This window comes from Hymenobacter yonginensis, assembly GCF_027625995.1.
Lineage (GTDB): Bacteria > Bacteroidota > Bacteroidia > Cytophagales > Hymenobacteraceae > Hymenobacter > Hymenobacter yonginensis.
The window spans coordinates 584,901-598,365 of record NZ_CP115396.1 but is presented as its reverse complement, the minus strand read 5'-3'; the positions used below and the strand labels follow the sequence as shown (position 1 = coordinate 598,365).

Genomic DNA, 13,465 nt, shown 5'->3' with positions numbered 1-13,465 from the left:
GCCGCGCCCGGTTTATCCCGCGCTATCATAAATGCCACGCCGGTGAAGCATCACCTTCATTGCATGGCCCCCCGGGCGCTTTAACCACATAGCCGGGAAGCTCATCGGCTCATCGGCCGGGTTGCCCCCAGCCGGCTGTTCGCCAGCCGAACTCCCGTTACAACTTCCTGAAATCCTTGGGCAGAAAACGGGTTTGCTCTTTGAACGTCCGGATAAAATGGCTCTGGTCGGCGAAACCGCACTCCAGAGCCACTTCCGTCAGGGAATGAGCCGGCCGGGCCAGCAGCCCCAGCGAGCGGCTAATCTTTAAGCGCCGCATATACTCGCCGTAGGTGCAGCCAAAGTATCGGGGGAAGTGCTTCGAAATGGAAACCGGACTGATACCAAGTGTTGCTGACAGCTGCCCCAAGCTAGGGTTTTCATTCCAACAATCATTCAGCAACTCAAACAAACTACTCACCCATTGAGGGTTGTGCACAAACCGTTGCGCAAAATTCGCATCCGCAGCGTAGTCGGCAAGCAGCATCTTGATGGAATCATCCGAAAATGCATCCTTCACCAACGACTCTTTGTACATCCTCAGAACCAGAAGCTGTGTCTTAACCAAATTAGCAGCACCTTGCTGAAGCTGCTCCTCGGTAATGCCGTGGGTTTTCAGAAAGTATTCATCAAACTCCACGTTGATGTTTTTCGACGGGAACAGGGTCTCCTGATTTAGATGTAGTTCGTCGCTGTGGTAGAACAGCACGGAGCCCGGGTGCACGGCGTGGGTTTCGTGCCGCCTTTTTTCGAGAGTCCCGCCCTTCAGAAACAGCGTGATGTGCGCGTTCTGGTGCGAGTGCCAGTTCTCCGAAACCTTCTGCTTGTACTCCGCCTCAATCACCGAAACGCCCTGCCCGCTACTAAACTTGTGTTCGGTAGTGCCCAGATAGGTTTCCTTACTCAGATGATTCATTTAGTGGTGCGCAGAGCGAGAGTGGCAACGCGGAGTAAGGTATAAAAAGTTGGGAAAGGCGCGGCAACATGAATCGGAGCCGATCAAGCAGGCAGTGAAGCTGTTTAGAAGTCAGCAGACCGTTATGCTTCGGAACTGGCTTGCTGGGCCACATGCTGTGCATGACTTCCCTGAAATTTTTAGACTTACTAAACAGCTTCTCCATAACGAGGCCACACCGCAGGTGACCGTCGCCAGTATTGCTCCTGCCCGCCTGTCAGGAAATCCCCACGGTGATTTTCCCGTAGAAGTCAGACCGTCCGGAAAGAACGACCCAGCTTTGCCCAAAATGACAATCTGTCACGAACAGAGGCCGTTTTTCGGGCTGGTACGCGTCTTGTAACTCCCCCGACGCGAGCAATTCGCATCCTACAACCTGACACTCCAACTCCTAACCGATAACCATTCAGATGGGCAAAATAATTGGTATTGACCTCGGCACCACCAACTCGTGCGTGGCCGTTATGGAAGGCAACGAGCCGGTAGTTATTCCGAACAGCGAAGGCCGCCGCACCACGCCTTCCATCGTGGCATTCCTCGACAATGGCAAGGGCGAGCGGAAAGTCGGTGATCCGGCCAAGCGCCAGGCGATTACCAACCCCAAAAACACGCTGCAGTCGATTAAGCGTTTCATGGGCCGCGGCTTTGGCGAAGTGACCGAAGAAAGCAAGCACGTTTCCTACGAGCTGGTGCGTGGTTCCAACAACACGGTGGCCGTGCAGATCGGCGACCGGCAGTACACGCCGCAGGAAATCTCGGCCATGGTTCTGCAGAAAATGAAGCAGACTGCCGAAGACTACCTCGGCCAGCCCGTAACGGAAGCCGTAATTACGGTTCCTGCCTACTTCAACGACGCCCAGCGCCAGGCCACCAAAGAAGCTGGTGCCATTGCCGGCCTCGATGTGAAGCGCATCATCAACGAGCCTACCGCTGCTGCCCTGGCCTATGGCCTCGACAAGAAGCACAAAGACCAGAAGATTGCCGTGTATGACCTTGGCGGCGGTACGTTCGACATTTCCATCCTCGAGCTGGGTGATGGCGTGTTTGAAGTACTGAGCACCAACGGCGACACCCACCTCGGTGGTGACGACTTCGACCAGGTGATCATCAACTTCCTGGCCGAGACGTTTGCCTCGGAAAACGAAGGCCTTGACCTGCGTAAAGACGCTATGGCCCTGCAGCGCCTCAAGGAAGCTGCTGAGAAAGCCAAAGTAGAGCTGTCGTCGTCGACTGAAACCGAAATCAACCTGCCGTACGTGACGGCTACCGCCTCGGGCCCCAAGCACTTGGTGGTGAAACTGAGCCGCGCCAAGTTCGAGCAGCTGGCCGATAACCTCGTGCGCCGCTCGATGGAGCCTTGCAAAAAGGCTCTCCAGGATGCCGGCCTGAGCACTTCCGATATCGACGAGGTAATTCTTGTGGGTGGCTCGACGCGCATTCCGCGCATCCAGGAAGAAGTGGAGAAGTTCTTCGGCAAGAAGCCTTCGAAGGGCGTGAACCCCGACGAAGTAGTAGCCGTGGGCGCTGCCATCCAAGGCGGTGTATTGACCGGTGAGGTGAAGGACGTACTGCTGCTCGACGTGACCCCGCTTTCGCTGGGCATCGAAACGATGGGCGGCGTAATGACCAAGCTCATCGAAGCCAACACCACGATTCCAACCAAGAAGAGCGAAACCTTCTCGACGGCTTCGGACTCGCAGCCTTCGGTGGAGATCCACGTGCTACAGGGCGAGCGTCCGCTGGCTTCGCAGAACCGTACCATCGGCCGCTTCCACCTCGACTCGATTCCGCCAGCACCCCGCGGTGTTCCGCAGATCGAAGTAACCTTCGACATCGACGCCAACGGTATCCTGCACGTGTCGGCCAAAGACAAAGGCACCGGCAAAGAGCAGAAGATCCGCATCGAAGCCTCTTCGGGCCTGACCGACGCCGACATTGAGCGGATGCGTAACGAAGCCGCTGCCAACGCCGAAGCCGACAAGGCCGAGACGGAGCGCATCGGCAAGGTAAACGCCGCCGACTCGATGATTTTCCAAACGGAAAAGCAGCTGAAAGAGTACGGCGACAAGCTGAGCGCCGGCAACAAGACGGCTGTTGAAAATGCCCTCGCCGACCTGAAGAAGGCCCACGAGAGCAAAGACATCAGCCAGATTGATACCGCCATGGAGGCCATCAACACGGCCTGGCAGGCTGCTTCGCAGGAGATGTACGCCCAGGGCGGTGCCGAAGGCGGCCAGCCCGGCGCCGACGGTGGTAACCCCTTCGGTGGGGCTGGCCAGCCCGGCGGAAACGGCCAGCAAGGCGCCAACCACGACAACGTAACCGACGTGGACTACGAAGAAGTAGGCAAGTAAATCGCTGATCAGCGCTGATTGTTGATAATGGAAAGGCCCGGAGCAGCTTGCTCCGGGCCTTTTCTGTTTTGTAGCCGGGCTGTCTTCCGCCACTTAGCGGCTACTGCCGGCACCGGTACTGCGGCGGGCCTGAACGTCGGCGGCCGCCTGATTCTGCATAAGTGCGTCGTAACGGAGCGGAAGATTCCCGGCCGCTACCTCACCTACCAGACCGCCATCCGCCAGTCGATTTACAGCAAGGCCAGTAACGCAAACAGCCCAGGCACTTGCCTGGGCTGTTTGCGTTACTGGCCTTGCTAGCTGTCTGCTGAGGATTTGCGGTTTGCAGTCGCCTCGCTAAGTAGTCAGTTCCTTTTGAGCCTTTTCCGGGTTTTCGGCTTCCTCGGTTTCCTCTTCGTCTTCTTCCTCGAAGCCTTCCTTTATCTTCTCGGTGGCTTCGGCGTGGTCGTCGGCGTCGGCTTCCTCGCAGTTTTCTTCCTGTTCCTCCTTGTCGTGGGGCTCGTAGCTGAGCTTGATGTAGATGGGGAAGTGGTCGGAGCCGACGTAGGGCAGGCGCTCCATGTCATCGACCTTGAAGTGGGCCGACACAAACACGTGGTCCAGGGGCCAGCGCAGCAGGTAATGGTCGGCGTGGAAAGTGGGCAGCAGGCCGCGGCCCACGCGCGGGTCCATGAGGCCGCTGATGCGCCGGAACAGCTCGGAAGTATGCGACCAGGCCACGTCGTTCATATCACCGAATACGATGGTGGGCTCGTCCTTTTTGTCGATAGCCTTGCCGACCAGCAGCAATTCGGCGTCGCGCTTGGTGCTGGTTTTGGACTCAGCCGGTGCTGGCGGCTTGGGATGCAGGCCGTACACCTGCACCCAGGTGTTGCCGTCGGCGAGCTGCACGCGGGTATGCAGGCTGGGCACGTCATCGTCGAGTAGATACTTGATGGCGCAGCTGTCGAGCTTCAAACGAGAGAAAAACAACAGGCCGTAGGTGTTGTCGAGCGGTTCATGGCAGGTGTAGGGGTGCGTTTCTTCCAGCGGCTTCAGCTGCTCGTACCACCACTGGTCGGTTTCCACGGCCATGATGATATCGGGGTCCATCTTCTGAATGGCCTGCAGTGCCTTCTTGCCTTGCTTGTTGTACTGCAGTACGTTCATCATTACCAGGCTCAGGTGGCGCTTGCCGTCTTTGAGCGTGCTGTCGCCCACCTGTTTTTTCACCAGCGGGGTGTAGGGCACAATCCGGAAGAACTGATACACCACGGCTGCCCCCATCAGCACCAGCGCCGCTACGCCGCCCCAGCCCGGCAGCAGGTGCCAGCCCAGCAGCACTGCCCCTAACATCGTAAGCAGGGTTACGGCTACAATCTGCAGACGCGGGAAGTCGAACACCCGGATCCACCAGGCGGTGGCGCGCAGCAGCGGCAGCACGGTGGCCACAATGCTGGCCAGCGTCAGGAGCATTACCAGGCCATGAATGGTAGTGAGCCACCAAGGCAACGAGTCGAAATCAGGCATCAGAGCAGAAAAGGTGTGGAAGGGAATCGGCGGGAGAGCAGGCAGGGTAACTATTCGTCGTTGAAGCCGCCTTTTCGCAGCTCCTCGATGGTGCGCATCACTTTGTCTTTCAGCGAAGCACGGTATTTTTCCAGTACATCGTGCAGGCGGGCATTGCTGAGAGCCAGCATCTGGGTGGCCAGCACGGCGGCGTTGGCGGCCCCATCGAGGGCCACGGTAGCCACGGGCACCCCGGCCGGCATCTGCAGCATCGACAGGATGGAGTCGAGGCCGTGGATGGAGGCCGCCGAGTTGATGGGCACGCCAATGACGGGCAGCGTGGTGAAAGCCGCCACCATACCGGGCAGATGGGCCGCCCCGCCCCCACCGGCAATAATCACGCGCAGGCCACGCTTACGGGCCGTTTCGGCGTATTCTACCAGCCGGTGCGGCGTGCGGTGCGCCGAAACCAGTGTAATTTCATAGGGCACGTTGAACTGGCGCAGCAGCTCGGCCGCCGCCGACATGGTCTTCAGGTCTGACTGGGAACCCATAATAATGCCCACCAGAGGGGTTTCGGTGGCAGCAGCGGCGTCGGCGGCCGCCACGGTGGGAGGAAGCGTGGTATTCATGCGAGCGGAACGAGAGAGAGGGAAAAACAGGATAGGCCTGCCGGGGAATTGCTTCTACGGGCTGCCCGGGCTACGGTTGAGGCATAAACATAGCATTTTCCCTGCTTGCTGATTCTCAAAGGCTCGTACCTTTACCCGTAGCTACACGCCCGGCCCATGGAGATACTGCTCGCCACTTTTACCACGCTGTTCTCGGTTGTGAACCCCTTTGGGGCCATGCCGGTATTCCTGACCCTGACCGAGGAAGACACGCCGGCCGAACGCGCCAACATCGGCCTCAAGGCCTGCCTGTACATGGTGGGCGTGCTCATGGTGTCGTTTTTTGCGGGACAATACGTACTCAACTTCTTCGGCATCAATATCCACCACCTGCGCATTGCGGGCGGCATCCTGCTCATGCGCTCGGCCTTCGACCTGCTCACGCCAGGCGGCAACCGGGCCAAGGTGTCGGAGGAAACGCTAGAGGAAAGCATGCACAAAAACGACATCAGCTTCACGCCGCTAGCCATGCCCATGCTTTCGGGGCCGGGCTCCATGGCCGTGTGCATCGGCCTGTTTACGGGCAAGCTTAGCTACTCCGACATGGGCCTGATTGTGCTGGGCTTTGTGCTGGTGGCGCTGGCGGCCTACATCATCCTGATGTCGTCGCTCAGGCTTACGCGGTTTCTGGGGCGGCCCGGCATGGCGGCGCTGGCTCGCATCATGGGCTTCCTGACGCTGGCTATCGGCGTTAATTTTATGGCTACGGCTATTATAGCGCTGTTTCCGGGGCTGAGCCGGTAGCAATGAGTCTTTTATTGATACTTCTGCTCGCAGTCTGTTTACTGCTGATCGGACCGTTAAGCATCTGCTGGGGCGTTTACCACTGGTTGATCAAACGTTCCCGAAAAGCAGCTAGGTTGTTTCTGTTTTTGCCCATAACTATTTACCTGATAGCAGGCTACTTTATATACACTGCATTCTATCCGACCGACGAATTTTACGAGAAAGAATTTCACCAAATCACCTCTTTCCCTTTTCCCGAGGATGGTCGCATCACAGATAAAGATGCAAGCTACCCTGACCAACACGGCGACTACAGCGCCTGCGCACGAATTGAGGTTCCGGCTTCTGTTTATCAGCATATTCTGCACGAGGTGGCTACTGATACAACCCTTTCACGGGTGACTTTCGCCCATGATTCCACATTTATCAGCAGCGGACCATTTACTGCAGTAGCGGGCAGTATAGAGCCTGCTTTATTCGCCCATAGCTTAAGCGGAGGTAGTTCCGCCATGAATGCGTATCGGTTTATTGGCTTTTTAGCCGACCGCAAAACCATCATTATCTACCGGTGCAGTAGTTAGAAGAACTCTAATTCGGACTGCTGATGAGGCGTGTGCGGTTGCAAACTATGTAGCGTACCTTTGCGCCCCGGCTGCTGGCCTCGGCAGCGGCGGAATCTGCGAAATAATCAGCGAAACCTGTGCTTAAGAACGACCTCCTCCTCCGTGCCGCCCGTGGCGAAGAAACCGAGCGCACGCCTGTCTGGCTGATGCGCCAGGCCGGCCGCATCCTGCCCGAATACCGCGCATTGCGCGCCCGCCTCAGCGGCTTCAAAGAGCTGGTAGAAACGCCCGAGCTGGCCGCCGAAGTCACCATTCAGCCCATCGACGCGCTGGACGTGGATGCCGCCATCATTTTCTCCGACATTCTGGTAGTGCCCGATGCCATGGGCCTCACCTACGAAATGGTGGAAGCCCGCGGCCCGCTGTTCCCGGAAACCATCAAAACCGCGCAGGACGTGGCGCGCATGCGTATCGCCGACCCCGAGGAGCATCTCGGCTACGTGCTGGAAGCCATCCGCGTGACCAAGCGCGCCCTCAACGGCCGGGTGCCGCTCATCGGGTTTGCCGGCGCACCCTGGACTATTCTGGCGTACATGGTGGAGGGCCACGGCTCCAAAACCTTCAGCAAGGCCCGCCGCATGCTGTATCAGGATCCGGCGCTGGCGCACGAGCTGCTCCGCAAAATTACGGCGACCACCATTGCCTACCTGAAGGCCCAAGTAGCGGCCGGCGCCAACATCGTGCAGGTGTTCGATTCGTGGGCCGGGATTCTGCCACCCGCGCACTATAAGGAGTTCAGCACACGCTACATTGCCGAAATCTGCGCCGCCATTCCGGAAGTGCCCGTGACGGTGTTTGCTAAGGGCGCTTTCTGGGCCGTGGAAGACTTCGCCCAGCTCAACTGCCGCACCATCGGCCTCGACTGGAACCAGGACCCGCGCACCGTACGCCCCCTCACCGGCGACAAAACCCTGCAGGGCAACCTCGACCCCTGCGCCCTCTACGGCACCCCGGACCAGGTGCGAGCCGCCACCATCGCCATGCTCGACCAGTTCGGCCCGCACCGCCACATTGCCAACCTCGGCCACGGCGTCTACCCCGACACCAACCCCGACAATGTGAAGGTGTTCATCGAAACCGTAAAGGAATACAGCACGCGGCTTAGGGCTTAGGGCTTATATGAAAGGCCCCGCCGGGTTACGGCGGGGCCTCTTTTTTTCTGTTTACTCATTCCTAAGCACCAAGCACTAGACACCAGGCACCACTAAGCCCTACAACACTAATCCGGTTTCTTGGGCTTCGGCCAGTAGCAGGCTTTTCTCAATGGGCACTACGCCGGCCTGCTCGCACACGAGGCCACCGCCGAGGTTGGCCAGCGCGGCCGTAACGGGCGCCGACATGCCCAGGGCCACGCAAAGCGCCGCAATGCTGATAACCGTGTCGCCGGCGCCCGAAACGTCGGCAATGCTGCGCAGGTGGGCCGGCAGGTAGGTTTTGGCAGACTCGCCGTTTTCGATGAACACGCCGCGCTCCGACAGCGTCACGAGCACGTTGTCAGGCGTGAGCATCTCGCGCAGGCGCGCCACAGCCGCCTCGAAGGCGGGCTGGTCGGCATCGTCGAAGGCCACGCCCAGGCCTTCGCGCAGCTCCTTCAGGTTGGGCTTGAACAGCGTGCAGTGGCGGTAGGCCAGGAAGTTCTTTTTCTTCGGGTCGACAACAGTGGGGATGCCGCGCTGCCGGGCCAGGCCGATGAAGTGCTGGATGCTGGCCTCGCAGAGCACGCCTTTGTCGTAGTCCTCAAACACCACCACGTCGGCGCGGTCCAGCAACTGCTCGAAGCGGGCGGTTAGGTCGGCGTTTTCGGTGCTGTTGAGGTCGGTTTCCACTTCGGAGTCGATGCGGAGCAGCTGCTGGCCGTGGGCCAGGATGCGCTGCTTCACGGTAGTGGGCCGGTGGCTGGAGCGCACCATGCCGTCGGGGGCGAGGCCGGTGGTGTGCAGCAGCTCCAGCAGCTGGTCGCCGCCTTGGTCGTCGCCGATGACGGCGCACAGCAGCGGCGTGGCGCCCAAGGCCTGCACGTTCAGGGCCACGTTGGCGGCGCCGCCCAGCCGCTGCTCGGTGCGGCTTACCGTCACGACGGGCACCGGGGCCTCGGGCGAGAGGCGCGCCGCCTTGCCCCACACGTAGGCATCCAGCATCACGTCGCCCACAATCAGGACGGTGAGGCCGTTGAAGGCAACAAACAAATCGGGCAGGGAAGTGGGCGCGGAGGCAGCAGCAGGCATTACAACAGGTTCGGGCATAAGAAGCCGCAAAGGTAGGAAGTAACGCGTTGCGCTAACCAGGTGTCGGAAAAGCAGTAGCGCGAACTTTGTAGTTCACGCCCCCGCGCCGCTTGAATGACTCCAACAGTGCGGAGACGCGCAAACGGCGCGGCGACGCGAACTACAAAGTTCGCGCTACTACCTGAGCTACACCCGCTACTACTTCAGCTTTACTAGGCTGTTTTTGATGCGGATGAATGCTTCGCGCAGCTTCTCATCGGCGGCGGCGGTGCTGAACCGGATGCAGTTCGTGGCTCCGAATGCGCCGCCATCCACGGCCGCCACGTGGGCGTCGTGCAGCATGAACATAGCTAGGTCCGACGCGTTGCCGATTACCTTACCGTCGGGCGTGGTTTTTCCGAAGCAGTTACTCACGTCTGGGAAGACGTAGAAGGCGCCGCTGGGCGTGGGCGTGCGGAAACCGGGGATTTCCTGGCACAAGGCCAGCACCAAGTCGCGGCGGCGGCGGTAGGCAGCCACCATCTCATCGGCGGAGCTGCGGCCGCCCAGCAGGGCCGCCAGGGCCGCGCGCTGGGCAATGGAGCAGGTGCCCGACGTAATCTGGCTCTGCATCTTCTCGCAAGCGCCGGCAATTTCCTTGTTGGCGGCCAGGTAGCCCACGCGCCAGCCCGTCATGGCGTAGCCCTTCGAGAAGCCGTTCACGGTAATCACCCGGTCTTTGATGGCCTCAAACTGCGCCATGCTCACATGCTCGCCCACGAAATTGATGTACTCGTAAATCTCGTCGGCCAGCACGTGCACCTGCGGGTGGCGGGCCACCACCTCGGCAATGGTGCCCAGCTCCTCGCGGCTGAACACCGAGCCCGTGGGGTTGCACGGCGACGAGTACATAACAAGCTTGGTGCGCGGCGTAATGGCAGCTTCCAGTTCGGCGGCCGTCACCTTGAAATCGTTTTCCAACGAGCCCATCAGCGTAACGCTGGTGCCCTCGGCCAGGCGCACCATCTCCTCGTAGCTCACCCAGTAGGGCGCAAACACAATCACCTCGTCACCGGGGTTAATGAGGCTGAGCACGGCGTTGGCCAGGGCCTGCTTGGCGCCCGTGCTCACCACAATGTTTTCGGGCTTGTAGCTGAGCTGGTTGTCGCGCTGCAGCTTGTCGCAGATAGCCTGGCGCAGCTCCGGGATGCCGGGTACCGGCGTGTAGAACGTGTAGCCGTCGTCAAGGGCCTTTTTGGCGGCGTCCTTGATGTACTGCGGCGTCTGGAAGTCGGGCTCGCCGAAGCTGAGGCTGATGACGTCCACGCCCTGCGCCGCCAGCTCGCGGGCCTTTTTGGCCATAGCAATGGTCTGCGACTCCTGCATGGCCAGGATACGGTCGGAGAGAACGGAAGACGTGAGCGGGGCGGCGTCGGACATGCGGGAGGGGGAATTTGGGGTGGGGATGCGGGCAAAAGTACGGCGAAAGTAACGCAGCGCTACTCGGTGCCCAACCAGCGGAAGCGGCGGAGCAGGATGCGCAGGTCGGTGCCGGGCTCGTAGTCTTTGGCGTAGAGCAGCTCTAGGCGGCGGCGGGTGGCCTCGGTGAGCGGGCCGCGGGCCTGCACGCCGTCGGCGGGCGAGAGGATGGCGCGGGCCAGGCGCTGGGGCGCGGCGGCGTAGCGCAGCCCCACCCAAGTGCAGGAGCCGGCCAGTACCCGCCCGCAGTTGCGCAGAAAACCGCCCTTGTGCTGCTGAAACCCCAGCAGCAGCGGCGAGGCCAGCAGCAGCAGCAGACTGGTGAAGATGTCGAGCAGCCGCTTGTTGCGCACCTGCTCGGGCCGGAACAGGTTCAGGGTAATATCCAGCGTGTAGTAGTCGCCGGGCGAGTCTTTGCTGGAGCTGCCGATGATGTACTCGCTGTCCTGGGGTAGGATTTTGTAGGCCACAGGCGGCTGCTGCGGCAAGCTCACCATGAGGCTGATAATCTGGCTGGCCGACAGGTCGCGGCCGCAGAAAATCAGCTCGTCGAGGGCGTAGATGCGGATGATGTCTTCCAGCTGCCGCACCTCACCCAAAGCCTCGTCGGCGGGCCCGGCCGAGAGCAGCGGAGGTGCCGCCAGCGTAGCCGTGCCGCCCCCGGCCGCGTATTCGCCGGGCGCTTCAACTGCTACAGGCACGGCGGCGGCTACTTCGGCGGCGGGCGTGATGAAACCGATGATGCGGGCCTGCACGCCCGCCTGCTCCAGCAGGTGCCGCACTCGCAGGCTTTCCGCCCCGGAGCCCACGATGGCCACGTTTTTCTGCCGCTTTTCACTCAGGCGTAAATCGTGGTAGCGCAGGAAGTGCGTGGCCAGGCGCCGTCCCACCAGCGCCACCACCGCCCACACGCCGCCCAGAATAATTAGTGCCTTGGAGAAGCGGTAGGCGTCGAAGAAGTTGCTAATAGCCGAAATCAGGACCGTGCCCACGAAGATGCCGCGCACGATGCGGGCCGTTTTGGTGGGCTGGTCGTAGGCCCCGCTCAGGTAGGCCGAGGTCAGCCACACCACCAGGTAGGCCGGCACCGCCACCAGCATAAACTCCGGCGGGTAGTCAGTGCGCACGTATTTGTGGTTGTTTTCCCAGTAGTTTTTCAGGAAAAACATGCCGCCGTAAATCAGACCGGCATCCAGCAAAATGGGCGCGGCCTGGGTGAGCAGCCGCATGGCCACCGCCGCCCCCGCCCGCAGCCAGATGGCGCCGTTGATGAGCAACGAAAACAGCCCGGCCCGACCGGGCGCAAAGTGCTTCTGCGCAAAAATCACCATGGCCCGGTAGAACACGAACACATAGTTGACACTGGTGCGCTTCGTGCTTTCGCCCTTGTAATGGATGATGCGGGTGCCGGGTAAGTAGTAGTTTTTCCAGCCGCCCTGCGTGATGCGGTACGAGAGGTCGATGTCCTCGCCGTACATGAAATAGTCTTCGTCGAGCAAACCCACCTGGTCGAGGGTGGCTTTGCGCATGAGCATGAAGGCCCCGCTGAGCACGTCTATTTCGTGGGGCTGGTCTTTGTCGAGGAAGCCGAGGTGGTAGCGCCCGAAGCGGCGCGAGGTCGGAAACAGCCGCGCCAGCCCAAATATCTTGTAGAACGCCACGCCCGGCGTGGGCAGGCCGCGCTTGCTTTCGGGCAGAAACTTGCCCTGCCCGTCCAGCATCTTCACGCCCAGCCCGCCGGCGTTGGGGTGGGCATCCATGAACTCGCAGCAGGCCCGGAAGGTGTCTTCCTCCACCACCGTGTCGGGGTTGAGCAGCAGCTGATACTCGCCGGTGGCCTGGCGCAGGGCCTGGTTGTTGCCTTTGCTGAAGCCGGGGTTATCCTTGTTTTCGATGAGCACAACCTCCGGAAACCGAGCTTTCACCATGGCCACCGAGCCGTCCACGGAGTTGTTATCGACCACAAATACCTCCACCGGCTGCCCCAGCCGCTCCGTGGCCCGCCGCACCGACAGCAAGGCCTGCTCCAGAAAGTAGCAGACGTTGTAATTGACGATGACGACGGAAAGCTTCACGGATAGCGGCGGCATAGAGGGCCGAAAGGTAGCAGTTTTAGCTGCAAGCTATAAGCCACAAGCTGCAGCTTACCCCCAAAGCGGAATGCCATGTGCAAGCCATAGGCAGCAAAAAAGCCGCAAACCTAAAGAAGGCTTGCGGCTTGCAGCTTATAGCTTGCAACTCCCCGGCTACCGCGCCTGGCGCTGGCGCTCCACGATGCTGCGGCCCAGCGTGATTTCGTCGGCGTATTCCAGCTCGCCGCCCATCGGAATGCCGCGGGCAATGGTGCTGATGTGCACGCCCTCGAAGTCGCGGAGCTTGCGCGAGAGGTAGAAGGCCGTGGTGTCGCCTTCCATGGTGGGGCTGATGGCCAGAATTACTTCCTTGATTTCCGACTCCGGCCCGCCCATGCGCGCCACGAGGCTGTCGATCTGCAAGTCGCTGGGGCCCACACCCTCAATGGGCGAAATGACGCCGCCGAGCACGTGGTAGGTGCCCTTGTACTGGCCGGTATTCTCGATGGCAATAACGTCGCGGATGTCTGACACCACGCACACCGTGCTATGGTCGCGGAGCTGGTTGGCGCAGATGGCGCACTCCGGCGTGTCGGAAATATTGTGGCAGGTGTCGCAGTAGCGGATTTCGAAGCGCATCTTGGCCAAGGCCTCGGCCAGGGTGGCCGTGGTGTCGGCTTCGGCCTTGAGCAGGTGCAAGGCCAGCCGCAGGGCCGTCTTTTTGCCTACTCCGGGCAGCTTCGACAGCTCGCCCACCGCGTTTTCTATCAGCTTGGAAGGAAACTCCATTCAGTTGAATTGTTGGATTGTTTAATGGCTGGATGGCTGGCCGTTCTGCTCACGCGTTGAACGAC

Annotated in this window: 11 protein-coding genes; 4 read left to right on the top strand and 7 right to left on the bottom strand. The window is 60.5% G+C overall.

Features of this window, described 5'->3' with window-relative positions; genetic code table 11:
* Positions 1-157: 157 nt before the first annotated feature.
* Positions 158-955 (bottom strand): helix-turn-helix domain-containing protein, encoded by a 798-nt coding sequence (locus tag O9Z63_RS02655; RefSeq protein WP_270127736.1) that lies wholly within the window; start codon positions 953-955, stop codon positions 158-160.
* A gap of 449 nt (positions 956-1,404) precedes the next feature.
* Between O9Z63_RS02655 and dnaK the strand changes: the two genes are divergently transcribed.
* Complete coding sequence (gene dnaK, locus O9Z63_RS02650; protein WP_044013612.1) at positions 1,405-3,348, top strand: molecular chaperone DnaK; 1,944 nt, start codon at positions 1,405-1,407, stop codon at positions 3,346-3,348.
* A gap of 336 nt (positions 3,349-3,684) precedes the next feature.
* Here the strand turns inward: dnaK and O9Z63_RS02645 are convergent, their stop codons facing one another.
* Positions 3,685-4,857, bottom strand: a complete 1,173-nt coding sequence (locus O9Z63_RS02645; protein WP_270127735.1) for an endonuclease/exonuclease/phosphatase family protein — start codon at positions 4,855-4,857, stop codon at positions 3,685-3,687.
* Between the two features lie 50 nt (positions 4,858-4,907).
* A complete protein-coding gene (gene purE, locus O9Z63_RS02640; RefSeq protein ID WP_270127734.1) occupies positions 4,908-5,468 on the bottom strand; it encodes a 5-(carboxyamino)imidazole ribonucleotide mutase in 561 nt (186 codons plus the stop codon).
* Between the two features lie 156 nt (positions 5,469-5,624).
* Here purE and O9Z63_RS02635 point away from each other — a divergent pair, with 156 nt between their 5' ends.
* The 3 genes from O9Z63_RS02635 to hemE all read left to right on the top strand — a co-directional run bounded on the left by O9Z63_RS02635 (position 5,625) and on the right by hemE (position 7,968).
* Positions 5,625-6,251, top strand: coding sequence for a MarC family protein (locus O9Z63_RS02635; protein ID WP_270127733.1), 627 nt, complete (start codon positions 5,625-5,627; stop codon positions 6,249-6,251).
* A gap of 128 nt (positions 6,252-6,379) precedes the next feature.
* Positions 6,380-6,814 carry a hypothetical protein gene (locus O9Z63_RS02630; RefSeq protein ID WP_270127732.1) on the top strand — a complete coding sequence of 145 codons (435 nt, stop codon included), beginning with the start codon at positions 6,380-6,382 and terminating at the stop codon, positions 6,812-6,814.
* A gap of 119 nt (positions 6,815-6,933) precedes the next feature.
* Positions 6,934-7,968: a uroporphyrinogen decarboxylase gene (hemE, locus tag O9Z63_RS02625; protein ID WP_270127731.1), complete on the top strand. Its 1,035-nt coding sequence runs from the start codon at positions 6,934-6,936 to the stop codon at positions 7,966-7,968.
* 99 nt (positions 7,969-8,067) lie between these two features.
* Here hemE and O9Z63_RS02620 read toward each other — a convergent pair whose 3' ends face one another.
* The 4 genes from O9Z63_RS02620 to recR form a co-directional block, all read right to left on the bottom strand.
* Positions 8,068-9,099, bottom strand: coding sequence for a bifunctional heptose 7-phosphate kinase/heptose 1-phosphate adenyltransferase (locus O9Z63_RS02620; protein WP_270127730.1), 1,032 nt, complete (start codon positions 9,097-9,099; stop codon positions 8,068-8,070).
* Positions 9,100-9,279: 180 nt separating this feature from the next.
* Positions 9,280-10,500 carry a pyridoxal phosphate-dependent aminotransferase gene (locus O9Z63_RS02615; protein WP_270127729.1) on the bottom strand — a complete coding sequence of 407 codons (1,221 nt, stop codon included), beginning with the start codon at positions 10,498-10,500 and terminating at the stop codon, positions 9,280-9,282.
* A gap of 59 nt (positions 10,501-10,559) precedes the next feature.
* Positions 10,560-12,629, bottom strand: coding sequence for a glycosyltransferase family 2 protein (locus O9Z63_RS02610; RefSeq protein ID WP_270127728.1), 2,070 nt, complete (start codon positions 12,627-12,629; stop codon positions 10,560-10,562).
* A gap of 156 nt (positions 12,630-12,785) precedes the next feature.
* Positions 12,786-13,400, bottom strand: a complete 615-nt coding sequence (gene recR, locus O9Z63_RS02605; RefSeq protein ID WP_187315005.1) for a recombination mediator RecR — start codon at positions 13,398-13,400, stop codon at positions 12,786-12,788.
* Between the last annotated feature and the right edge of the window lie 65 nt (positions 13,401-13,465).

Excerpts from the sequence above, each read along its gene's own strand:
- O9Z63_RS02655 (WP_270127736.1), bottom strand. The coding sequence starts at position 955 with ATGAATCATCTGAGTAAGGAAACCTATCTGGGCACTACCGAACACAAG.
- dnaK (WP_044013612.1), top strand. The coding sequence starts at position 1,405 with ATGGGCAAAATAATTGGTATTGACCTCGGCACCACCAACTCGTGCGTG.
- O9Z63_RS02645 (WP_270127735.1), bottom strand. The coding sequence starts at position 4,857 with ATGCCTGATTTCGACTCGTTGCCTTGGTGGCTCACTACCATTCATGGC.
- purE (WP_270127734.1), bottom strand. The coding sequence starts at position 5,468 with ATGAATACCACGCTTCCTCCCACCGTGGCGGCCGCCGACGCCGCTGCT.
- O9Z63_RS02635 (WP_270127733.1), top strand. The coding sequence starts at position 5,625 with ATGGAGATACTGCTCGCCACTTTTACCACGCTGTTCTCGGTTGTGAAC.
- O9Z63_RS02620 (WP_270127730.1), bottom strand. The coding sequence starts at position 9,099 with ATGCCCGAACCTGTTGTAATGCCTGCTGCTGCCTCCGCGCCCACTTCC.
- O9Z63_RS02615 (WP_270127729.1), bottom strand. The coding sequence starts at position 10,500 with ATGTCCGACGCCGCCCCGCTCACGTCTTCCGTTCTCTCCGACCGTATC.
- O9Z63_RS02610 (WP_270127728.1), bottom strand. The coding sequence starts at position 12,629 with ATGCCGCCGCTATCCGTGAAGCTTTCCGTCGTCATCGTCAATTACAAC.
- recR (WP_187315005.1), bottom strand. The coding sequence starts at position 13,400 with ATGGAGTTTCCTTCCAAGCTGATAGAAAACGCGGTGGGCGAGCTGTCG.